At 71.7% G+C, this 21,019-nt stretch carries 19 protein-coding genes; 14 read left to right on the forward strand and 5 right to left on the reverse strand.

Features of this window, described 5'->3' with window-relative positions; translation table 11 throughout:
* From J7E97_RS05555 to J7E97_RS05580, 6 genes are all read left to right on the forward strand, one after another.
* The coding region (locus J7E97_RS05555; RefSeq protein WP_215022949.1) for a helicase C-terminal domain-containing protein at positions 1-979 on the forward strand (979 nt) is incomplete at its 5' end.
* A gap of 352 nt (positions 980-1,331) precedes the next feature.
* Positions 1,332-2,609: an LPXTG cell wall anchor domain-containing protein gene (locus J7E97_RS05560; protein ID WP_215022951.1), complete on the forward strand. Its 1,278-nt coding sequence runs from the start codon at positions 1,332-1,334 to the stop codon at positions 2,607-2,609.
* Positions 2,610-2,869: 260 nt separating this feature from the next.
* The gene (locus J7E97_RS05565) at positions 2,870-3,514 is read left to right on the forward strand and encodes an HAD-IA family hydrolase (protein ID WP_215023114.1); all 645 of its coding nucleotides are present in this window, start codon (positions 2,870-2,872) and stop codon (positions 3,512-3,514) included.
* Between the two features lie 794 nt (positions 3,515-4,308).
* Complete coding sequence (locus J7E97_RS05570; RefSeq protein WP_215022953.1) at positions 4,309-5,445, forward strand: helix-turn-helix domain-containing protein; 1,137 nt, start codon at positions 4,309-4,311, stop codon at positions 5,443-5,445.
* Positions 5,442-6,272: a restriction endonuclease gene (locus J7E97_RS05575; protein ID WP_215022955.1), complete on the forward strand. Its 831-nt coding sequence runs from the start codon at positions 5,442-5,444 to the stop codon at positions 6,270-6,272. Before J7E97_RS05570 ends, J7E97_RS05575 begins: the two co-directional genes overlap by 4 nt.
* An 89-nt stretch (positions 6,273-6,361) precedes the next feature.
* The gene (locus J7E97_RS05580) at positions 6,362-8,005 is read left to right on the forward strand and encodes a DNA repair helicase XPB (protein WP_215022956.1); all 1,644 of its coding nucleotides are present in this window, start codon (positions 6,362-6,364) and stop codon (positions 8,003-8,005) included.
* A 123-nt stretch (positions 8,006-8,128) separates the two neighbouring features.
* Here J7E97_RS05580 and J7E97_RS05585 read toward each other — a convergent pair whose 3' ends face one another.
* Positions 8,129-8,338, reverse strand: a complete 210-nt coding sequence (locus tag J7E97_RS05585; RefSeq protein WP_215022958.1) for a hypothetical protein — start codon at positions 8,336-8,338, stop codon at positions 8,129-8,131.
* Between the two features lie 372 nt (positions 8,339-8,710).
* Between J7E97_RS05585 and J7E97_RS05590 the strand changes: the two genes are divergently transcribed.
* The gene (locus tag J7E97_RS05590) at positions 8,711-10,867 is read left to right on the forward strand and encodes an ATP-binding domain-containing protein (protein WP_374224115.1); all 2,157 of its coding nucleotides are present in this window, start codon (positions 8,711-8,713) and stop codon (positions 10,865-10,867) included.
* Positions 10,868-10,984: 117 nt separating this feature from the next.
* Here the strand turns inward: J7E97_RS05590 and J7E97_RS05595 are convergent, their stop codons facing one another.
* Complete coding sequence (locus J7E97_RS05595) at positions 10,985-11,686, reverse strand: copper homeostasis protein CutC (protein ID WP_215022960.1); 702 nt, start codon at positions 11,684-11,686, stop codon at positions 10,985-10,987.
* A gap of 109 nt (positions 11,687-11,795) precedes the next feature.
* On the opposite strand from J7E97_RS05595, the gene J7E97_RS05600 reads away from it, so the two are divergent.
* Positions 11,796-12,521 (forward strand): hypothetical protein, encoded by a 726-nt coding sequence (locus J7E97_RS05600; protein WP_215022962.1) that lies wholly within the window; start codon positions 11,796-11,798, stop codon positions 12,519-12,521.
* Between the two features lie 81 nt (positions 12,522-12,602).
* Positions 12,603-13,814: a Cmx/CmrA family chloramphenicol efflux MFS transporter gene (locus tag J7E97_RS05605; protein WP_215023118.1), complete on the forward strand. Its 1,212-nt coding sequence runs from the start codon at positions 12,603-12,605 to the stop codon at positions 13,812-13,814.
* A 41-nt stretch (positions 13,815-13,855) separates the two neighbouring features.
* Here the strand turns inward: J7E97_RS05605 and J7E97_RS05610 are convergent, their stop codons facing one another.
* Positions 13,856-14,122: a DUF4031 domain-containing protein gene (locus J7E97_RS05610; protein ID WP_215022964.1), complete on the reverse strand. Its 267-nt coding sequence runs from the start codon at positions 14,120-14,122 to the stop codon at positions 13,856-13,858.
* A gap of 7 nt (positions 14,123-14,129) precedes the next feature.
* Entirely contained in the window at positions 14,130-14,510 is a 381-nt protein-coding gene (locus J7E97_RS05615) for a hypothetical protein (RefSeq protein ID WP_215022966.1), read from the reverse strand.
* 122 nt (positions 14,511-14,632) lie between these two features.
* On the opposite strand from J7E97_RS05615, the gene J7E97_RS05620 reads away from it, so the two are divergent.
* The 4 genes from J7E97_RS05620 to J7E97_RS05635 all read left to right on the forward strand — a co-directional run bounded on the left by J7E97_RS05620 (position 14,633) and on the right by J7E97_RS05635 (position 18,849).
* The gene (locus J7E97_RS05620; protein ID WP_215022968.1) at positions 14,633-15,682 is read left to right on the forward strand and encodes a MurR/RpiR family transcriptional regulator; all 1,050 of its coding nucleotides are present in this window, start codon (positions 14,633-14,635) and stop codon (positions 15,680-15,682) included.
* 28 nt (positions 15,683-15,710) lie between these two features.
* Positions 15,711-16,688 carry an N-acetylmuramic acid 6-phosphate etherase gene (gene murQ, locus J7E97_RS05625; RefSeq protein WP_215022970.1) on the forward strand — a complete coding sequence of 326 codons (978 nt, stop codon included), beginning with the start codon at positions 15,711-15,713 and terminating at the stop codon, positions 16,686-16,688.
* A gap of 35 nt (positions 16,689-16,723) precedes the next feature.
* Entirely contained in the window at positions 16,724-18,202 is a 1,479-nt protein-coding gene (locus J7E97_RS05630) for a PTS transporter subunit EIIC (RefSeq protein WP_215022972.1), read from the forward strand.
* A 137-nt stretch (positions 18,203-18,339) separates the two neighbouring features.
* Positions 18,340-18,849 (forward strand): GNAT family N-acetyltransferase, encoded by a 510-nt coding sequence (locus J7E97_RS05635; protein WP_374224116.1) that lies wholly within the window; start codon positions 18,340-18,342, stop codon positions 18,847-18,849.
* Positions 18,850-18,967: 118 nt separating this feature from the next.
* Here J7E97_RS05635 and J7E97_RS05640 read toward each other — a convergent pair whose 3' ends face one another.
* The gene (locus tag J7E97_RS05640) at positions 18,968-19,696 is read right to left on the reverse strand and encodes a TetR/AcrR family transcriptional regulator (RefSeq protein ID WP_308346405.1); all 729 of its coding nucleotides are present in this window, start codon (positions 19,694-19,696) and stop codon (positions 18,968-18,970) included.
* Positions 19,697-19,811: 115 nt separating this feature from the next.
* Between J7E97_RS05640 and J7E97_RS05645 the strand changes: the two genes are divergently transcribed.
* Positions 19,812-21,014: an FAD-dependent monooxygenase gene (locus tag J7E97_RS05645; protein ID WP_215023123.1), complete on the forward strand. Its 1,203-nt coding sequence runs from the start codon at positions 19,812-19,814 to the stop codon at positions 21,012-21,014.
* The last annotated feature ends 5 nt before the right edge of the window (positions 21,015-21,019 follow it).

Below are 21,019 nucleotides of genomic sequence, written 5' to 3' on the forward strand. Positions count from 1 at the left end.
CGGCCGCGCCCTGCTGGCGGGCGGGGACCCGGCGCCGCTGCTCGCGCCGCTGCTGCCCGAGCCGGTGGACCACGTACTGCTCCAGGCCGACCTGACGGCGGTGGCCCCGGGGCCGCTGCGCCGGGCGCTCGCCGACGTCCTGGCCGTGCTCGCGGACGTGGAGTCCAAGGGCGGGGCCACCGTGTACCGCTTCACGCCCGGCTCGGTGCGCCGCGCCCTGGACGCCGGCCACACGGCCGTCGACCTGCAGGCGTTCCTGACCGAGCACAGCCGCACCCCGGTGCCGCAGCCGTTGTCGTACCTCATCGACGACGTGGCGCGCCGCCACGGCCACCTCCGGGTCGGCGCGGCCTCCTCCTACGTGCGCTGCGACGACGACGGCATGCTCAACGAGATCCTGGCCGACAAGCGCTCGGCGGGCCTGGGACTGCGCCGCCTCGCGCCCACCGTGCTGGCGGCGCAGGCCGAACCGGGCGCGCTGCTGGACGGGTTGCGGGGCATGGGGTACGCACCGGCCGCGGAATCCCGTACGGGTGACGTCCTGGTCTCCCGCGCCGACGCCCACCGCACGCCGGCCCGCTCGGCGCCCGTACCCGTCCCGGACGGGCCGCCGGTGCCGGACGCGACCCTGCTGGGCGCGGCGCTACGGGCCATCCGAGCGGGCGACGCGGCGGCGACGGCGGTGCGCAAGGAGCCTGCGGCCTCCGGGACTTCGGGGTCCGCCGGCGGCGCGGCGGGCGCACTCCCGCGCACCAGCGCGGCGGAGACCCTGGCGACGGTGCAGGCGGCCGCGCTGACCGGCTCGGCGGTGTGGATCGGCTACGTCAACGCGGACGGGGCGGCCAGCCAGCGGGTCATCGCCCCGGTCCGGGTGGAGGGCGGCTTCGTCACCGGCTACGACCACACCGCGGACGAGGTCCGGACGTACGCCCTGCACCGGATCACGGGCGTCGCGGAACTGGCGGAGGATCAGGTCTAGCGGGAGTCCGGGGCTCCCCGGCATCGACGCCCCTGGGGCCAAACAGGTCGAGTGGTTCCGTTTCCGCAGGTCAGATGGCGCGTAACTGCCGCTGTTGCACAGCGGTGACGTTCCGACGACGGGTCGGAGACGCGCTCCGTGTGAAGATCAGTTCATCGCAGCAGCGACCGGGGGGAAAGCAACCGGACCGCCAGCGAGAACCGCACCACACGCCAGGCGTTCGACCTCCCCCAGCTACCGCCGGGAGGTGCCCCCTGGCCACACCTCGCTCGGCCGCTCATCCTCCGCTCCGCCTCTCGGCCTCTCGGCCGCCACTGCCATCTGATCTTGAAGATTCCTGGGGGAGTCCACCATGTCCGCTCGCACCGCCGCCCTCCGCAACACCTCCGCCGCCGTCGTCGCCGCCGCCATCGCCGGTACCGTCCTGATGCCGCTGTCGGCCCACGCGGCCGGAAGCGAAGACGGTTCCACGGGTCTGAAGACCACGATGACCGCCCCGGTACCGAGCGGCCCGCTGACCCGCGGCGGTGCGGCGCAGACCTTCGAACTGACGGTGGCCAACCCGACGGACAAGGTCTCCGCCTACCACCCGTGGGCGATCCTCGACCACACCGGCAACAGCCCCGTCCAGGACGGCGACGTGTCCTTCAAGGTCGAAGCGGTGAACGCCCCCGCGACCACCGCCCGCATCGGACACCAGGACGGCGGCTGGCAGGGCATGTTCTACCCGACCGGCCCGAAGGAGTTCGAGCCCTTCGAGATCCCCGCGGGCGGGAAGCTGACCTGGAAGATCACCATCGGCCTCGGCGCGAGCTACCCGACCGTCAACGGCGACTTCACGCTGGCCGTACCGAACTACAGCCACCCGAGCGGCGACGTCCCCTCCCTGACCTTCAAGACCAGCCCGGCGACGAAGCCCGGCACCCTCAAGGCCGCGTTCGAGCAGCTCGGCCCCTGCGAGGTCAACGGCGGTGACGACTGCCGGATGATGGCCCTGCGCTACTCGGTCACCGGCGACGGCGAGTTCAACTCCGCCCTCGGCACCTGGTTCTCGGTCGACCTGCCCGACGAGGACCGGAACAAGGCCGACCTCCAGGCGCGCGTCAGGGTCGACGGCCAGTGGAAGGACGTGAAGGTCGCGCACGGCGAGGTCAACATGCCGGTCATCCCCAAGGGCTTCGGCGCCGCCTCCGGCGACCGCGTCACGTACGTGCAGCTCAAGCTCGGCCCGAAGTCCCAGATCAAGAAGCTCACCAAGGCCAAGGCGACCGCCCAGGTCCACCTGACCGAGGGTCTCGTCTTCAGCTTCGTGGAGAACTCGCAGCAGTTCTCGCTCGGCCCCGCCGCCCCCGCGCCCACCACCCCGGCCCCGACCAGCCCGGCCCCGACCAAGCCGGTTCCGGCCACCCCCGCGCCCACCACCCCGGCCCCGACCGGCTCCACGACCACCACCCCGGTGGCCTCCACGACCCCGATCGCGGCGAACGCCCCCGTCGCGACCGGCTCCCTCGCGCACACCGGATCCGACTCCAACACCGGCCTTTACACCGCCCTCGCCGCCGCACTCATCGCCCTGGGCGGAGCGGCCGCCTGGCTCGGCGCCCGCCGCCGCAAGGCCGTCCGCGGCTAGTCCCACCCTCCGACGACGGCGCGGGGGTCCGGCACACCATGTGCCGGACCCCCGCGCCGTCCCGCTTCCCGCGCGTCGTGCTCCGGCACGAGTACCTACCGATCAGCCGCCGCTGCGGGGCCTGGCATGATCCCGTCGTGACCAGCACATTCGAATCAGCGGACGGATCCACCGAGATATCCACGGCCGGATCCACGGCCGGATCCACGGCCGGATCCACGGCCGGATCTACGGCCGGATCTACGGCCGGGTCCCCGCCCGTGCCCGCTCTCGCCCCCGCTCCCCGGTACGTCCTGTTCGACGTCGACGGCACGCTCATCGACGCCGTCGCCAATCAGCGCCGGGTCTGGGCTACCTGGGCGGTCCGGTACGGCCTGGATCCGGACGAGGTCCACGCGGTGGCGCTGCGGACCCGGCCGCTGGAGACCTTCGCGGCCGTCGCCCCGGACCAGGACCCGCAGGCGTGCCTGGCCGCGCTCCACGCGCTGGAGGACGAGGACGTGCGCAGCGGCGTCTACGAGGCCTTCGACGGCGCGGCCGAGCTGCTGGGCGCTCTGCCCCCGGCCCGCTGGGGACTGGTCACCTCGAACTACGAACACCGCGTGCGCGGCCGCTTCGCCCGCACCGGCCTGCCAGTTGCCCCGGTCCTCGTCGACGCCGCCTGCGTCGCGGAGGGCAAGCCGTCCCCGGTCCCGTACCTGCTGGGCGCCCGGCGCCTGGGCGCTGATCCGCGGGACTGCCTGGTCGTCGAGGACGCCCCCTCGGGCATCCGCTCGGGGCTGAGCGCGGGCATGACGGTCTGGTCCGTCAACACCCCCACCCCGCCCCCCGGCAGCCACCGTCACTTCCCCACCCTGCGCGAGGCCGCCCCCGCCATCCTCGCCTTCGCCGCCGGCCGGGCCTGAGGCCACCGGCCCCCGAAGCCGTCCGAGCGGCATGTTCCCGATCAAGTGGCGATGCGGCACACTGGAGGTTTGACCTGAGTGACACGGGGCGCCGCGCGTGAATGGTCCACTGATTGTCCATTCGATCAAGCCCGATACACATACTTAGCCCGCCGGGGAGCTGAGCGGGAAGCCCCGCCCGGCTGTCCGCTAACCGGCGCCGGACGGGGCCGTTCAAGGGGCTACTCGACGCGCGTCACAAGGGCCACGTCCTCGTACCTCCTCGCGAACGTGGGGTGACCCGTACGGCCCGTGTGAGACAGGCACGCCACGTCCACGGCGGCCACGTCCGGGATCACCGCTGACGCCCATCGGCAATCAGGGTCGAGACACTGCGCCGACACGCTGATCTCCCCGGTGGGATGAGAGGTGATGCGGTGTTGTACGTACCGCATGACGGTGGTCACCGCTTCCGTCCCGGGTGCGGGTGCTGCCGGATCTCCACATTGCAGTCAGTGACCCCGGATGCGTTGCGCTCGCTCCGATACGCGGCCCGCTGGTTCACCAGGGCGGCGCACACATCGCACCCGGGGTGGGGCTCCGCGTCAGGCCGCTCAAAGGGGTCCCGCTGGGGCACCTGAACCCAAAGCCGCTGTGCCGTCGCCACCATGCCGCACCCCTCTGCGTTGCCCATCGAGCGTGCTCTAACCATCGGCCCCTCCAATTGCACGGCCTAGTGAGATCCCTAGTGGCAACCCCAGCCGGCGGAAGGAAAGAGGGCTGTCTAGTGGCACTCCGGGTGGCAGGCTGAGCCCATGGAACTCGGGGCACTGATCAGTGATCTCCGCAAGGCTCGCGGGTGGAGCCAGGGGCGGTTAGCGTCAGCGATCAACACGGCGTACGGCACCACGCTCACGCGGGAGTACGTGAGCAACTGGGAGCGTTCCAAGGTGACGCCCGGCGCGTTCTACCTTGCCGCGCTGTCCGCCACGCTCGACGTGCCCCTAGCTGTCCTGGAAGGCCAAGTGGACCGACGCGAGTTCCTCACCGACGTGGCAGGGGTCGCCATAGCCCCTGTCGTGGCCTCAGACCTGCTGTCCGCAGGATTCGCTGCCCGACTCTCCGGCGGGCCCTCAGTGGACGCCTGGGAGGCCAAGCTGACCACCTACGGCACGGAATACATGAGCCTTGGGGCTGCCGACATTCAGCGTCGCATCAGTGGTGAACTCGTCGTCGTCCAGCAGCAGCTAGACACCCCCCGGCTGTGGTCGGTCGCCTCCCGTCTGATGACCCTGTACGCCAAGACGTTTCCGGGTTCGGATGGCTCCAAAGCTGTCCACTGGTACCGGATGGCAGCGAGAGCCGCAGACGAGTCCGGAGACGATGACGCACGAGTGTGGGTGCGTGGACGTGCTGCTATCGCCCTGGGCTACGAGGGGGCATCGTTGGGAGTCGCCGATGTGCTCGCGGACCAGGCCTTGGCCATATCGGAACGGCCCTCTCTGGGCCTCCTGAACGCCGTAATGGGCAAGGCTCACGCCGCAGCGCTTCGAGGTGACCGAGCCACGGCACTCAAGCTCGCCGAGGACGGCCGGCGAATCTTCGACAAGGCCGGTTCCTACGAGCAGACCAGCGACTACGCCGTGCCCTGGTGGCGCATGAATGTCTTCCTGTCGCTCCTCCTGGCCCGCCTGGGTGACGAACAAGGGGCAGTTCAGGCACAGGAAGCGGCGCGGCGTGAACTACCCGCAGAGCTGCCTCGGTTCGCGACTCATCTCGAGATGCACCGTGGCCTCATGCTTGCCCGCTCCGGCGACGTATCCGGTGGGACCGCTTACGCGCGGGGCGCGCTGGATGCCCTGCCACCGGAAAAGCACTCGCTCACTCTGCGGCTCCTCATGGAGGAGATCGAAGAGCGCGCAATCCCTGCCTCACGATCGGAGCACTCTTGAAGAATACGGGCGAATCCTTCGAAAGTTATGTCCAGTTCGTCTATCAGACCCTGCTGGGAGCCCAGGGGCGAAACATCTCGGTGTCTAGGCGAGCGACGGTCTTCGACAACCACGGAAACTCCTACAACATCGACATCTTCTACGAGTTCGATGTGGCAGGTCTCCACCACAGGGTGGCCATCGAGTGCAAGGACACCCGTCGTCCCGTGGAACGCGACGACGCCATCGCTTTCGCCGGGAAGATCAGGGATCTGCCCAGCACCATCGGGATCTTCATTTCGAAGAGCGGCTTCCAGCCCGCCGCGCGCAAGTACCTTCAGGACCACGGAATCGTCCACTACGCCGGAGGGGATCTTCCCCACCTCGGCAATGTGATCGCCGCCATGATCTCCCCGATCGCCTGCCCGGCGGAGTCCGCGGTGGGACAGCCCTTCTGGACCCTGATGAGGCAGGAGAACGGGGAAGCCACCGGAGAGTGGTGCCTGATTCCGGATCCGAACGACCCCCGGAACGCCTCAGGGACCGAGCGCGACAACGACACGGGCGCCTTCCCCTTGTTCTATTCACGTCCGCACGCCGAAAGTTTTCGTACCCTCCGCTATCAGGACTCGGCCGACGTCTGTGTACGCGGGGTGGAACAGTCCATGCTCCGCTTCCTCACGCTGATGGCTCACGACGAGAGGCGGAACTTCGCGATCTGCCTGCCCTTCGCCGACGAGCACGGCGCACCGAGAATCGCGTGCCACGGCTGGACCGCCAAGGACCTCGCCCACGAATACTGGGCGGACGAGGTCCCGGCATCGTTTGACAACCCTCCTCGCGGCTGAACGACGGACACACGCCGTCCCGCGGCTCGTTTGTTCCGCCGGCGTACGGCACACTGGAGGTTTGACCTGAGTGAAACGGGGCGCCGCGCGTGAATGGTCCACTGATTGTCCAAAGCGACAAAACGCTCCTCCTGGAGATCGACCACGAGCTGTCGGGCGCCGCGCGCCGTGCCATCGCGCCGTTCGCGGAGCTGGAGCGCGCTCCCGAGCACATCCACACGTACCGGATCACCCCGCTCGGCCTCTGGAACGCGCGGGCCGCCGGCCACGACGCGGAGCAGGTCGTGGACGCGCTCGTGGAGTTCTCCCGCTACCCCGTCCCGCACGCGCTGCTCGTCGACATCGCCGAGACCATGGCCCGCTACGGCCGCCTGACGCTCTCCAAGCACCCCGTCCACGGGCTGGTCCTGACCAGCACCGACCGGCCGGTGCTGGAGGAGATCCTGCGGTCCAAGCGGATCGCCCCGCTCGTCGGCGCCCGGCTCGACGCCGACACCGTCGCCGTGCACCCCTCCGAGCGCGGGCAGATCAAGCAGACCCTGCTCAAGCTGGGCTGGCCGGCTGAGGACCTCGCCGGGTACGTGGACGGCGAAGCGCACCCGATCGACCTGAACGAGGACGGCTGGGCGCTGCGCCCCTACCAGCAGCAGGCCGTCGAAGGCTTCTGGCACGGCGGCTCCGGGGTGGTCGTGCTGCCCTGCGGCGCCGGCAAGACCCTGGTCGGCGCCGGTGCGATGGCGAAGGCCAAGGCGACCACGCTGATCCTGGTCACGAACACCGTCTCCGCCCGCCAGTGGAAGCACGAGCTGATCAAGCGGACCTCGCTGACGGAGGAGGAGATCGGCGAGTACTCCGGCACCCGCAAGGAGATCCGGCCGGTCACGATCGCCACGTACCAGGTCCTGACGACGAAGCGGAAGGGCATCTACCCGCACCTGGAGCTCTTCGACTCCCGGGACTGGGGCCTGATCCTCTACGACGAGGTGCACCTGCTGCCGGCGCCGGTGTTCAAGTTCACCGCCGACCTCCAGGCGCGCCGCCGCCTCGGCCTGACCGCGACGCTGGTGCGCGAGGACGGCCGCGAGTCGGACGTGTTCTCGCTGATCGGTCCGAAGCGGTTCGACGCCCCGTGGAAGGAGATCGAGGCGCAGGGCTACATCGCCCCGGCGGACTGCGTCGAGGTCCGGGTGAACCTCACCGATTCGGAGCGCCTCGCCTACGCGACCGCCGAGACGGAGGAGAAGTACCGCTTCTGCGCGACCACCGCCACCAAGCGGAAGGTCACCGAGGCGCTGGTGCGCAAGCACGCGGGCGAGCAGACCCTGGTCATCGGTCAGTACATCGACCAGCTCGACGAGCTCGGTGAGCACCTGGACGCGCCCGTCATCAAGGGCGAGACCTCCAACACGCAGCGCGAGAAGCTCTTCAACGCCTTCCGCGAGGGCGAGATCAGCGTGCTGGTCGTCTCGAAGGTCGCGAACTTCTCCATCGACCTGCCGGAGGCCACGGTCGCCATCCAGGTGTCCGGCACCTTCGGCTCCCGCCAGGAGGAGGCGCAGCGCCTGGGCCGCGTCCTGCGCCCGAAGGCGGACGGCCACGAGGCGCGCTTCTACTCGGTCGTCGCGCGCGACACCATCGACCAGGACTTCGCGGCGCACCGCCAGCGCTTCCTGGCCGAGCAGGGCTACGCCTACCGGATCATGGACGCGGACGAGCTGCTGGCCGCGGACTGACGGACGAGGCGGGCGGACTCCACTCGGCGGCGGAGAGGCCGTGGACGAGCCCGTCGGCCATGGAGACGCCGGGACGACGCAGAGCACGCCGAGCGCGAGCGGCGCAGCCGGGGGGGTAGGGCGTCAGCGGCGTATGACGCCCGCGTCCTCGGCGTATTCACCGAGGACGACGACGCTCACGGCGGTCGCCGCGAAGACCTTGGCTGCCCGCAGGAAGCCGCCGACGCCGTGGCGGGACCGGGAGTCGGAGATGGCGGTGGCTCCTGTGGCCTTCGGCCGGGAGGTGCCCCCGGGGCGCGCGCCCTGGATCGGGATGAAGGTTGCGGTGCTCATGGATCCATGGTGGCTTTTCGCCCCGCCCGGCACATCGCCCGCGGGTCGGAGCCTGCGGGCCTCCCGCCTACGACTACCGGCTCATGCGTCCCCCCACGAGCTCTACCCGAGGGAGGAGGCGGCCGAGCGGCACCCCTACGGCACCCGTTCGGGGGCATCGGGGGAAGGCACCTCCGACCTGGTGCGCGGCTCCGGGCCGGAGCCGCCCCGTCCGTCGTCATATTCGTTCGCGCGCCACGCGCCCGGTGACTACAATCTCCGCTCTTGCCGCCTCCCGCTGCCGTACCGGGGAGAGCCGCCCGCCGGACGGAAACCGGCGGGTCTGTCCGTCCGCATCACGCAGTCACCCTTGAAGCAGCAGGAGGCAGTTCCGTGCCCGCGCACGCCCACGCAGACGTCCCCACAGACACGTACGGCACCTCAGACGCAGACGCACACACAGACGTCGGCGCACAGGCTGAGACAGACGCCGACACCGACGGCGCCGCCGATCCCCTGGGCCGCGAGCGGGCCCACCTCGCCGACTCCCGGTCCGCGCTCCGCGCGATGCGCGAGGACGTCGAGGCCCTCGACATCCGCGACGTCACCGCGAACTGGGTCAACGCGATCGTCCTGCAGGCCCAGATCGACGACCGCATCAAGGCCCTCGCGGACCTCGCCCACACCCCCCTCTTCTTCGGACGCCTCGACTACCTGCACGCGCCCGGCGCCGAGCTCGCCGAAGGCGCGGAGGGCGAGCAGTTCTACATCGGCCGCCGCCACGTCCACGACGCGGGCGGCGATCCGATGGTCATCGACTGGCGCGCACCCGTCTCCCAGCCCTTCTACCGGGCCTCGAAGGCCGACCCGCAGGACGTCTCGCTGCGCCGCCGCTTCGGTTACACGGGCGGCGAGCTGACCGCGTACGAGGACGAGCACCTCTGCGACCCCGCCGAGACGACGGCCGTCAGCAAGCTGCTCCAGCAGGAGATCGAGCGGCCGCGCGTCGGCCCCATGCGCGACATCGTCGCGACGATCCAGCCCGAGCAGGACGAGATCGTCCGTTCCGGCCTGTCCGGTTCGATCTGCGTGCAGGGCGGCCCGGGCACCGGCAAGACGGCCGTCGGCCTGCACCGCGTCGCGTACCTCCTCTACGCGCACCGCGACCGCCTCGCCCGCACCGGCACCCTGGTCATCGGGCCGAACCGTTCCTTCCTGCACTACATCGAGCAGGTCCTGCCCGCCCTGGGCGAGCTGGAGGTCAAGCAGGCCACGGTCGACGACCTGGTCACCCGCGCGGGCACGGAGGTGGGCGGCACGGACGCCGCCGCGACCGCCGTCGTCAAGGGCGATGCCCGGATGGCGCAGGTGCTGCGCCGCGCGGTCCACTCCCACGTGACGGAGCCCGTCGAACCGCTGATGGTCGTCCGCGGGTCGCGCCGCTGGCGCGTGCCGGCGTACGAGATCGCCGAGATCGTCGCGGAGCTCCAGAACCGCGACATCCGCTACGGCGCCGCGCGCGACGCCCTCCCGCAGCGGATCGCGCACGCGGTCCTCGTACGGATGGAGCAGGCGGGCGAGGCCCCGGACGACCGGGTCCAGGACGCGGTGGCCCGCAACCCGGCCGTCAAGGCCGTGGTCAAGGCGGTGTGGCCGCTGGTGGAACCGGCCAAGCTGGTGCTGCGCCTCCTCTCCGACGCGGAGTTCCTGGCGGCGCACGCGGAGGGGATCCTGTCGCGGGACGAACAGCGGCTGCTGCTGTGGGCCAAGCCGCCGCGCAGCGTGAAGTCGGCGAAGTGGTCGGCGGCGGACCTGGTCCTCATCGACGAGGCCACGGACCTGGTGGAGCGCACGCACTCGCTCGGCCACGTGGTCCTCGACGAGGCGCAGGACCTCTCGCCGATGCAGTACCGGGCGGTCGGCCGACGCTGCACGACCGGCTCGGCGACGGTCCTCGGCGACCTCGCGCAGGGCACGACCCCGTGGGCGACGCGCAGTTGGGACGAGGCGCTGGGGCACCTGGGCAAGCCGGGCGCGGTGCTGGAGGAGCTGACGGCGGGCTTCCGCGTGCCGCGCGAGGTGATCGCCTACGCGTCCCGCCTGCTCCCGTCGATCTCCCCGGGCCTGGCCCCGGTCTCCTCGGTCCGCGAGACCCCGGGCTCGCTGGTCGTCACGCCGGTCGCGTCGTCGTGCGACCTCACCGGTTCGGTGATCGAGGCCTGCCGGTCCTCGCTGGCGCACGAGGGGTCGATCGGCCTGATCGCGGCGGACGCGCGGATCCCGGAGCTGGCGCAGGCCCTGGCCGCGGCGGGGCTCCCGTACCTCTCGCCCGGCGAGGAGACCACGGCGCGGGCGCGGCTGACGCTGGTGCCGGCGTCGCTGGCCAAGGGTCTGGAGTACGACTACGTCGTCCTGGACGAGCCGTCGGCGGTGGTCAGCGGCGAGCCCGACGAACGCACCGGCCTGCGCCGCCTGTACGTCTGCCTCACCCGAGCCGTATCGGGCCTGACCCTCGTCCATGCGGCGCCGCTGCCGGCGGCCCTGGCCTGACCCAACCCTCCCCGGGCCGGCCCGGACCCGTAAGGCCCGGGCCCGGCGCGGCGCCAAATCCAGCCCCGCCGGCGTCTGAGGCGCGGCCCGGCCCGGCTCGGCAGGCGAAGGGCCGGCTCAGCCCAGGACGGCCCGCCAGTCCGCGACAGCGGCCGCGGAGACCGGCCGCCCCCACCCGGAGGGACGGGCCGCGCCGCCGATGTGGAAGGCGTCGATGCCCGCCTCGCACAGCACCGGCAGGTGCGACAGCGCCAGGCCGCCGCCGACCAGGATCCGCGGTTCGTAGCCGGGCGCCCCCGCCTTCGCCGCCTCCGCCTCGGCCAGCAAGACCGGCAGACCCTCGCCGACCCCGGCCGCCGAGCCCGCGGTCAGGTACGTGTCCAGGCCGGGCAGCTCGGCCAGCGCCTTGCGGAGCTGGTCCCGGTCGCCGGCCCGGTCGATCGCCCGGTGGAACGTCCACCGGCATCCGTCGAGCTCCGCCAGGAGCGCCTCGACGGCGGCCAGGTCGAGGCCGCCGTCCGGGTTCAGGAAACCGAGCACGAACTCCTCCGCGCCCTCCGCGCGCAGCGCCCGCGCCTCCGCGACCAGCCGCTCCAGGTCCTCGGCGGAGCCCGCCGAGAAGCCGTCGGCCCTGCGGAGCATCACGCGCAGCGGGATGTCGACCGCCTCCCTGATCGCCGCGAAGGTCTCGCGCGACGGGGTCAGCCCGTCGGCGGCCATGTCGGTGACCAGTTCGAGTCGGTCCGCCCCACCGGCCCGGGCCGCGACCGCGTCCTCCACGTCGAGGGCGATCACCTCCAGGAGCGCACGGTTGCTCATGTAATCCCATCCTTAGTCCCGTAATGGAAATAGGTCTAGTCCAATATCCAGGGTACGGGCCTTCACCCACGCTTCACCAGCACCATCACGCCACCACCACAATGTGCGCATGACATCCGACGCGACGCATCGCGAGAAGAAGCTCCGCGCCCGCTGGCAGAGCGCCACCACTGCCGCCGGGGCCCCGGCCGACCGCGACCCGGCCCCCTACGCCGACCGCCTCCTGACGGCCTGGGCGGAGCCGCAGCGCAAGTTCCACACCACCGCCCACCTGGCCGACGTACTCGCACGGATCGACGTACTCGCCGCGCACACGGCGGACGACGCGGACGCCCCGAACCCGGCCGCCCCGAACCCGGCCGCCCCGGACACGGCCGCCCCGGACACGGCCGCCATCGAGCTCGCCGCCTGGTTCCACGACGCCGTCTACCGTCCCGACCGGTCCGAGAACGAGGAGCGCAGCGCCGCCCTCGCCGAGCGCGCCCTCCCCGAGCTCGGCATCGACGCGGCCACCACCGCCGAGGTGGCCCGGCTCGTCCGCCTCACCGTCACCCACGACCCCGCTCCCGGCGACACCAACGGCGAGGTCCTGTGCGACGCGGACCTCGCCGTCCTCGCGGGCACCCCGGCCGAGTACGCGGCGTACGCGGCGGCCGTGCGCGCCGAGTACGGGTTCGTCCCCGACGGGGCCTTCCGCGACGGCCGCGCCGCCGTCCTGCGCCAGCTCCTGGCCCTGCCCCGGCTCTTCCGGACCCCGTACGGGGCCGCGCACTGGGAGGCCCCGGCCCGCGCCAACCTGGCGGCGGAGCTCGAGCGGCTCATTTCACACACCTGATACGAAACGGGGGGAATCCGATCACGCCGGCGACGGTTGATGTAGTTCATGCCCGTTGCAGCCGAACGCACCCGCGCCCGCATGCCCGTCGCCGTCTATGTCCTCGGCCTCTCCGTCTTCGCACTCGGGACCAGCGAGTTCATGCTCTCCGGGCTCCTGCCGCCCATCGCCGATGACATGGGCGTCACCATTCCCCAGGCGGGCCTGCTCATATCCGCCTTCGCGATCGGCATGGTCATCGGTGCGCCACTGTTGGCCGTCGCCACGCTGCGGCTGCCCCGCCGCACCACCCTCGTCTCGCTCATCAGCCTCTTCGGCCTGGGGCAGGTCGCGGGCGCGCTGGCCCCCTCGTACGAGCTGCTCTTCGCCTCCCGCATCGTCTCCGCACTCGCCTGCGCCGGCTTCTGGGCCGTCGGCGCGGCCGTCGCCATCGCCATGGTCGAGCAGCACCAGCGGGCGCGCGCCATGGCCGTCATGATCGGCGGGCTCTCCATCGCCAACGTCCTCGGCGTCCCGGCCGGGGCGTTCCTCGGCGAGACCCTGGGCTGGCGTTCCGCGTTCTGGTCGGTCGGCGCGGCCTCCGCCATCGCGCTCGCCGGCATCCTCGCCCTGATCCCGCGGATCCCGCTGCCCGCCGAGAAGCCGACGCTCTCGCGCGAGCTGCGCATCTACCGCGACCGCCAGGTCTGGCTGTCGATCGGCGTCACCGCGCTCGCCGCGGGCGGCGTGTTCTGCGCGTTCAGCTACCTGTCCCCGCTGCTCACGGACGTGGCCGGGCTGGATTCCGGCTGGGTGCCGTGGATCCTCGGCCTCTTCGGGGTGGGCGCGCTGCTGGGCACCACCCTGGGCGGGCGGATCGCCGACGCGCACCTCTTCGGCGTGATGCTCTGGGGGATCACCGCCTCCACCGTCTTCCTGGCGGCGCTGGCCCTGCTGGCCTCCACGGCAGCGGCCGCGATCGGGCTCTCGTTCCTGATCGGCTTCTCGGCGTTCTTCACCGCCCCGGCGCTCAACGCCCGCATGTTCAACGTCGCGGGCGCCGCCCCGACCCTGGCCGGGGCGACGACGACGGCCGCCTTCAACCTCGGCAACACCGGCGGCCCCTGGCTCGGCGGCACCGTCATCGACGCCGGCTACGGCTTCTCCGCCACCGCCTGGGCCGGCGCCGCGATGACGGTCACCGCCATCGCCCTGGGCCTCGTGTCCCTCCGCCTGGACCGCCGCACCCCCGCCCGGACCCGCCTGGTGGCCACGTCGACGCCGCCGCTGACGGCCGCGACCGAGAAGGTTTAACGGCCGCGACCGGGAAGGTCTAGCCGAGCACCCCGCAGGGCCTACGCCGGGCGTCCCTTCGGCCGGCGCAGGCCCGCCCGGGTCAGGCGGCGGACCAGTTCCTTGCTGCCGATCTCGACCGCGCCCGCGGCCACCGCGTCCGCGTACCGCTGCTCGGGCACGTCGTAGTGGTCGCGCTCGAAGGCCTTGGGCGGGCAGCCGATCGATGCCGCGAAGGCGTGCAGCTCCTCGTACGAGACGTCGCTGACCAGGTGCGACCACATCCGGCCGTGGCCCGGCCAGGTCGGCGGGTCGATGTACACGGTCACCGGCGGCTCATTCGACGCGCCCGCCGAAGACCGGTCCGAGCCCGCCCACCGGCGCCACCCGCACGCCGGCCTCCGAGCACACCCACTGCGGGTCCGTTCCGAGCTCGGGCTCCACGTCCAGCGCGTGCGGCTCGCCGTGGTTGCAGACCGGGCACAGCGGCCAGCGCCCGTGCTTCTGCAGCAGCGCGTCCTTCACGTCCTGGGCGACGAGTCCGGCGAGGTAGTCGACACCCTCCGGCCACTGCTCCACCCACCAACGGCGGTGCGTGACCGAGTCCTCGACGAGGGAGACGACATCGGCTTCGGCGGCCTCGCCCGCGACGAGATCGGCGAGTACGAGGGCGCGGGCGGCGTGCAGCGCCTGTTCCAAAGGGGTCGCGTGGTCCATGGACACATTGTGGACCCGCGCGGGCCAAGTGGCGAAGGTCCTCTTGACCGCCGGCGTACGCACCCTTGTGAGGTGCCTTGTGGCGTCTTGACGCCCGCCCGGACTGAAAATAGATTTCAGACGTGAGCAAGCATGTGAAAGAAGCCTTCAGTAGTAGGAGTACTGGTACTGGTCCTAGTACGAGTGGTACGGGTGGCAGTGGCGGCACCGACCCCGAGTCGGCACCCGCACCCCCCGTCCCCGCGCCCCCCGTCCCCGCACCTCCCGTCCCCGCCCCCGCCGCCCTGCGGGCCCGCGTGCGCAGCCTCGGCCCCTCGATGACCCGCTCCATGCAGGCCGTCGCCGAAGCCGTCGCCGCCGACCCCGCCGCCTGCGCCGCGCTCACCGTCACCGACCTCGCCGCCCGCACCGGCACCAGCGAGGCCACCGTCGTGCGCACCGCCCGCCTCCTCGGCTACCCCGGCTACCGCGACCTGCGCCTCGCGCTCGCCGCCCTCGCCGCGCAGCAGGAGTCCGGCGCGGCGCCCGCCGTCACCGTGGACATAGCGCTCGACGACTCCCTCGCGGACGTCGTCGCCAAGCTGGCCCACGAGGAGGCGCAGACCCTCGCCGACACCGCCGCCGGCCTCGACGTCGCCGCCCTCGGCTCGGCCGTCTCCGCCCTCGCGGCAGCCCGCCGCATCGAGATCTACGGAGTCGGCGCCTCCGGCCTCGTCGCCCAGGACCTCGCCCAGAAGCTCCAGCGCATCGGTCTCGTCGCCCACGCGCACAACGACCCGCACCTGGCCGTCACCACCGCCGTCCTGCTCCGCCCCGGCGACGTGGCCGTCGCCATCACCTACTCCGGCGGCACCGGCGACGTCATCGAGCCCCTGCGGATCGCCTTCGAGCGCGGCGCCACCACCCTCGCGCTCACCGGCCGCCCGAACGCCCCCGTCGTCCACTACGCCGACCTCGTACTGGCCACCTCCGCCGCCCGCGAGACCCAGCTGCGCCCGGCCGCAATGTCCAGCCGGACCAGCCAACTCCTCGTCGTCGACTGCCTCTTCGTCGGCGTGGCGCAGCAGACGTACGAGACCGCCGCGCCCGCGCTCGCAGCCTCGTACGAGGCGCTCGCGCCCCGGCACCACACCCCCGTACCCACCATCAAGCGCGACAGCACCACCCGCTAGCAGCCCGCCGGCCCAGGAGCCCCCACCCATGACCGCGTACGCCGAACTCCGCGCCCAGCTCGCCACCTTGACCACCGAGGCCTTCCGCCCCGAACTGGCCGGGATCGACCGGCTGCCCACCCTGGAGATCGCCCGCCTCATGAACGCCGAGGACGCCACCGTCCCGGCCGCCGTGGCCGGGCAGCTGGAGCAGATCGCCGCCGCCATCGACGGGATCGCCGAGCGGATGGCCCGCGGCGGCCGCCTGGTCTACGCGGGAGCCGGCACCGCCGGCCGGATGGGCGTCCTGGACGCCAGCGAGTGCCCGCCCACCTTCAACACCGACCCCTCCGAAGTCGTCGGCCTCATCGCGGGCGGTCCCTCCGCCATGGTCAAGGCCGTCGAAGGCGCCGAGGACTCCAAGGAACTGGCCGCCGAGGACCTGACCGCGCTGGCCCTGACCGCCGAGGACACCGTCATCGGGATCTCCGCCTCCGGCCGCACCCCGTACGCGATCGGCGCCGTCGAGTTCGCCCGCGCCCGCGGCGCGCTCACCGTCGGCCTGTCCTGCAACGCCGGCTCCGCGCTCGCCGCGGCCGCCGACCACGGCATCGAGGTCGTCGTCGGCCCCGAACTCCTCACGGGTTCCACCCGGCTGAAGGCCGGCACCGCGCAGAAGCTCGTACTCAACCTCATCTCGACCCTCACGATGATCCGGCTCGGCAAGACGTACGGAAACCTGATGGTCGACATGCGCTCCTCCAACGAGAAGCTGCGCGCCCGCGCCCGCCGCATCGTCTCGCTGGCGACCGGCGCCCCGGACGAGGAGATCGAGGCCGCGCTCACCGCGTCCGACGGCGAGGTCAAGCAGGCCATCCTCGTCATCCTCGGCGGCGTCGACGGCCCCACGGCCGCCGGACTGCTCACCGCTTCCCGGGGCCACCTCCGGGCCGCCCTCGCCCAGACCTCGCCCAGAGCTCGCCCAGACCTCCCGCTGACTCCCGCTGACCCTCACCGATCCCGCTGACCCCGGCCGAACCCGAGCAGCAAGGCGAACACCACATGTCCACTGACAAGAACCGCGTCACAGCCGCCGCGATCCTTCCTCTGGTCGGCGGCCCGGACAACGTCCTCTCCATCGCGCACTGCATGACCCGCCTGCGCATCACCCTGCGCGACCGCTCGCTGGTCCAGGACGAGGCGCTCAAGGCGGTGCCCGCCGTGATGGGCGTGGTCGAGGACGACACGTACCAGATCGTGCTGGGCCCGGGCACCGTCGCCCGCGTCACGCCCGAGTTCGAGGCCCTGGTCGAGGAGGGCCGCTCGGCGGCCCCGGCCGGTGGGGCCGTCACCGCCGATCAACTCGCCGCCCAGGGCGCGGCCATCAAGAACGCCCGGAAGGCGAAGAACTCCACCCCCGTCAAACTGTTCCTGCGCCGCATCGCGAACATCTTCGTCCCGCTGATCCCGGCCCTGATCGGCTGCGGCATCATCGCCGGCCTGAACGGCTTCATGACGAACATGGGCTGGCTGCCCGCCGTCGTACCGGCCCTCGCCGCGATGGCCACCGGCTTCATGTCCCTGATCGCCGTCTTCGTCGGCTACAACACGGCCAAGGAGTTCGGCGGCACGCCGATCCTCGGCGGCGCCGTCGCCGCGATCATCGTCTTCCCGGGCGTCACGAAGATCGACGCCTTCGGCCAGCACCTCTCCCCGGGCCAGGGCGGCGTCCTGGGCGCCCTCGCGGCGGCCCTGCTCGCCGTCCAGGTGGAGAAGTGGTGCCGCAAGTGGGTCCCGGAAGCCCTGGACGTCCTGGTCACCCCCACCCTCACGGTCCTGATCTCCGGCCTCGTCACGATCTTCGGTCTGATGTTCGTCGCCGGTGAGGTCTCCAGCGCCATCGGTACGTTCGCCACCTGGCTCCTCGCCACCGGCGGCGCCTTCGCGGGCCTGGTCCTCGGCGGCCTCTTCCTCCCGCTGGTGATGCTGGGCCTGCACCAGGCCCTGATCCCCATCCACACCACCCTGATCGAGCAGACCGGCTACACCGTCCTGCTCCCCATCCTCGCCATGGCGGGCGCGGGCCAGGTCGGCGCGGCCATCGCCGTCTACTACCGCCTCCCGCGCAACCGCTCGATCCGCTCCACCATCAAGTCCGCCCTCCCGGCCGGCTTCCTCGGTGTCGGCGAGCCCCTGATCTACGGCGTCTCCCTCCCCCTCGGCCGCCCCTTCATCACCGCCTGCGTCGGCGGCGCGGCGGGCGGAGCCTTCGTCGGCCTCTCCAACCAACTGGGCACCTCCTTCGGCTCCACCGCCATCGGCCCCTCGGGCTGGGCCCTGTTCCCGCTACTGGACGGCAAGTCCGGGATGGGCATGACCATCGCGATCTACGCGGGCGGCCTGGCCGTCGGCTACCTCGTCGGCTTCGCCGCCACCTACTTCTTCGGCTTCACGCGGCAGATGCTGACCGACCTGAACCACGACCCCGAGCCGGCGGCCGCCACCGCCCCGGAACCCGCAACGGAACCGGCGCTGGCCTGACCCGGCCCACCGGCACACTCCCCACTCCGCGCTCCCCACTCCCTCTCCGACCCTCCCGCTGCCCCACGCTCCCGTCCCCAACGCCCTGCTCAGGCAGGGCGTTGGGCTCAGGCAAGACCTTCGGCATACTCGCGGGCATGGAGATCCCCCCTGAAGCCGAAGCCGTCGTCCCCTGCTTCTCCTGCAACCGGGGCCTCCTCACCGGCCCGGCGGTGCCCGAACGGCCGGACCGCAGCCACGGTTTCGACGGCGAGAGCCCCACGGCCAAGGCGCTCCTGTCCCTGTTCCGCGCCTGCGAGGAGATACCGGCGGTCGTTCCGTCCGGGCGGACGAGCGCGCTCCCCCAGCCGGTACTCGGCCTCCCCGGCGCCAAGGGCCTCCACCTGCGCCCCTGGGAGCCCGACGACGCCCCCTCGCTGATCTCGGCCGACCTCGACCCGGACATCCGACACTGGAACCGTACGGACCGGTTCACCTCGGCCGAGGCCCAGAAGCGGATCGCGCGCTACCACTCCGCCGCCAACCCGGCCTCCTGCCGCGTGGCGACGAAGGCCGGCTACCCCCTGGAAGGCACCATGCGCGGCGCCCTCCTCCACGTGGACGGCTGGCACGACGAACACCTCCACGCCCGCCTGCGTACGGACTGACCCGGCGGCGCGCTCTGCCACGCACCCGGCACGGACCCCCGCCAGCCCCCCGAAGCGCGGCTCATCGCCCCATCCCCGTACGGCGGCCGTCGCCGCCGACCGACCAGCACCGTCCAGGTCAGTTCGAACGCTGGGCGATGAGTAGACCCAAACCGTCCAGGATCCGCTGTAGGCCGAACTCGAATCCCTGGTCCTGCCCGCCGTGCTGGGTCACCGAGGCCAACGCGGCAGTCAGAGCGGGGTAGTGCTCGCCGTGCGTCTGCATCAGTTCCCCGAGGGTGACGATGAGTTGCGCTTCGGGGTTGCCCGCCGGACCTGCCGCGCGGGCCTGCTGTACGGCTCCCCTCACGTGGCCGGACAGCAGGACGACCGCGTCCAGCCGTTCGGCGCCCGAGAAGCCCGTGCCGTCCAGTGCGGCGAGGGCCTGCTCCATCCAGGCAAGCTCCCCGGGGCCCAGGATCCTCTGGCCGACGGTTGCGTCCAGCAGCCATGGGTGCTGCTGGAAGACACCGACCAGTCGGCAGGCCCAGTCGCTGAGTTGCTCGCGCCACCCACAGCGCGGTCCGTCCGGCGGTGGTGCCTCGCCGATCGCGGCCTCCACCATCAACGCGACCAGCTCGGCCTTGCCGGGCACGTACCGGTAGAGCGCCATCTTGGTGACGCCCAGCAGCCCGGCAACCCGCTGCATCGACACAGCGGCCAGCCCCTCCGCTTCTGCGATCTCGATGCCGGCCCGCGCGATCCGGTCCAGGCTGAGTGCGGGCTTGGGCCCCCGTGAGGGCTTCGGGTGCGGGCCCCAGAGCAGCCGTACGGCCTCGCTCCGCTCGCTGCTCACTTCTCCGCTCACTTCTCGCTCACTTCTCCGCTCCCATCTGCGGGGTTGCCAACCACCAAAACTGTGTCTACCGTACACATTAATAATCAGTATCCGGTGGACACAGTTTCTGTGAGGAGTGGTCTCCCTGAGCAAGAACGTCCTCATCTCCGGTGCCAGCATCGCCGGTCCGGCCCTGGCCTACTGGCTGGGCCGCTACGGGTTCCAGCCCACCGTGGTCGAGCTGGCGCCGACCTTGCGCGACGGCGGCCAAGCCGTCGACTTCCGCGGAGAAACGCACCTCACCGTGCTGGAGCGCATGGGTGTGCTCACGGAGCTTCGCCGCATGCAAACCGGCGGCAGCCCCATCCGCTTCGTCGATGAACACGGCCGGCCCCTTCTCCACCTGCCTGCCGAGTTCGCCGGCGGCGACGTCGAGGTACTCCGCGGCGATTTGGCCCGGGTGCTCTACGAGCGCAGTCGCCCGCACACCGAATACCTCTTCGGCGACTCGATCACCAGCCTCACCGAGACTGCCGGAGGTGTACAGGTCACCTTCCGGCACAGCGCACCACGCGAGTTCGACCTCGTGATCGGTGCGGACGGACTGCACTCCAACGTGCGCCGACTCGCCTTCGGCCCCGAGGAGAGCTTCGTCCGCCATCTCGGCTACTACGCAGCCACCTGGCAGCTCCCCAACGACCTGGGCTTCGGGCGGGGCTCGGTGGGCTACAACACGCCGGGCCGACTCGCCAGCGTCGGCGGCGATCACCGGGACGCCGCGAAGGCCCGCGCCTTCTTCGTCTTCGCCGCGCCCCAGGCCACGTACGACCGCCATGACCTGGAGCAACAGAAGGCGTTGATCGTCACGGCATTCGGCGGGCTCGGCTGGGAGGTGCCACGACTCCTCGACTCCCTGCACCGGGCCCCGGAGCTGTACTTCGACTCGATCAGCCGGGCCGACGTGCCCACATGGTCCGTGGGGCGCATCGGCCTCGTCGGGGACGCCGCCTGCGGCGCGACGATCGGCGGCATGGGCACCGGAACCGGCGTGGTGGCCGCCTATGTACTGGCCGGCGAACTCGCGCTGGCCAACGACGGCCACCGTGCGGCCTTCAGCCGGTACGAGAACGCGATGCGCGGCTACGCCCAGGGCTGCCAGAAGGGCGGCAGCCGCACCGGCAAGTTCCTCGCCCCGGCCACCACGATCGGCCTCCACATCCGAAACGGCCTCCTGAGCAGGCGCCCCCTCCTGAACTGGATGCTCAAGGAAGGGCAGAAGACCAGCAGCATCGACCTGCCCGACTACGAGTCTCAGCTCAGCCGGCTCAGCAAGCGTCCCGGCCGATAATCCAA

Source organism: Streptomyces sp. ISL-66, assembly GCF_018614135.1.
Classification (GTDB): Bacteria; Actinomycetota; Actinomycetes; order Streptomycetales; family Streptomycetaceae; genus Streptomyces.

What these genes read in the sequence shown, in the direction of transcription:
- J7E97_RS05560 (WP_215022951.1), top strand. Translation starts at nt 1,332, where the DNA reads ATGTCCGCTCGCACCGCCGCCCTCCGCAACACCTCCGCCGCCGTCGTC.
- J7E97_RS05570 (WP_215022953.1), top strand. Translation starts at nt 4,309, where the DNA reads ATGGAACTCGGGGCACTGATCAGTGATCTCCGCAAGGCTCGCGGGTGG.
- J7E97_RS05585 (WP_215022958.1), bottom strand. Translation starts at nt 8,338, where the DNA reads ATGAGCACCGCAACCTTCATCCCGATCCAGGGCGCGCGCCCCGGGGGC.
- J7E97_RS05595 (WP_215022960.1), bottom strand. Translation starts at nt 11,686, where the DNA reads ATGAGCAACCGTGCGCTCCTGGAGGTGATCGCCCTCGACGTGGAGGAC.
- J7E97_RS05600 (WP_215022962.1), top strand. Translation starts at nt 11,796, where the DNA reads ATGACATCCGACGCGACGCATCGCGAGAAGAAGCTCCGCGCCCGCTGG.
- J7E97_RS05605 (WP_215023118.1), top strand. Translation starts at nt 12,603, where the DNA reads ATGCCCGTCGCCGTCTATGTCCTCGGCCTCTCCGTCTTCGCACTCGGG.
- J7E97_RS05615 (WP_215022966.1), bottom strand. Translation starts at nt 14,510, where the DNA reads ATGGACCACGCGACCCCTTTGGAACAGGCGCTGCACGCCGCCCGCGCC.
- murQ (WP_215022970.1), top strand. Translation starts at nt 15,711, where the DNA reads ATGACCGCGTACGCCGAACTCCGCGCCCAGCTCGCCACCTTGACCACC.
- J7E97_RS05630 (WP_215022972.1), top strand. Translation starts at nt 16,724, where the DNA reads ATGTCCACTGACAAGAACCGCGTCACAGCCGCCGCGATCCTTCCTCTG.
- J7E97_RS05635 (WP_374224116.1), top strand. Translation starts at nt 18,340, where the DNA reads ATGGAGATCCCCCCTGAAGCCGAAGCCGTCGTCCCCTGCTTCTCCTGC.